We start from the raw sequence: 452 nt of genomic DNA, 5'->3' as shown, positions 1-452 counted from the left end.
GTTCGTTCAGGGCTTTCAGTCGCAGCTGTCGCATTACCGGTCGCCATTGCTTACGCCGAGTTAATGGGGATCAATGCTGTTGTCGGGCTGTATGCCTGCATTTTACCCATGATTGTTTATGCATTGTTTGGTACATCAAGGCAATTGATCGTTGGCCCAGATGCCGCGACCTGTGCCGTCATTACGGCGGCAGTGGCCCCTCTTGCTCTTGGCAATCAAGACACTGTCTGGCAAATGGCTATTGCCATGACAATAATGACTGGGTTTTGGTGCGTCATTGCCGGCCGCTTTCGGCTCGCCATCTTTGCCGATTTTCTTTCTCAGCCTATTTTGCAAGGGCTTTTGAATGGCGTAGCCATCACCATCGTGATCGGTCAGTTTGGCAATATCTTAGGATTAAATTCACTCCCATCAGATTTGATTAAGTGCTTGATTGCCTTACCTGAAAGATT

General features: G+C 48.7%; 1 protein-coding gene. It reads left to right on the top strand.

Features of this window, described 5'->3' with window-relative positions; genetic code table 11:
- A partial coding sequence (locus FTA96_RS19095; RefSeq protein ID WP_145574585.1) for a SulP family inorganic anion transporter occupies positions 1-452 on the top strand: 452 nt, incomplete at both ends.

It is taken from the genome of Yersinia alsatica, from assembly GCF_902170305.1.
Lineage (GTDB): Bacteria > Pseudomonadota > Gammaproteobacteria > Enterobacterales > Enterobacteriaceae > Yersinia > Yersinia alsatica.
Note: the sequence above shows the minus strand (reverse complement) of the source record. Positions and strands in the feature narration are given on the sequence as shown.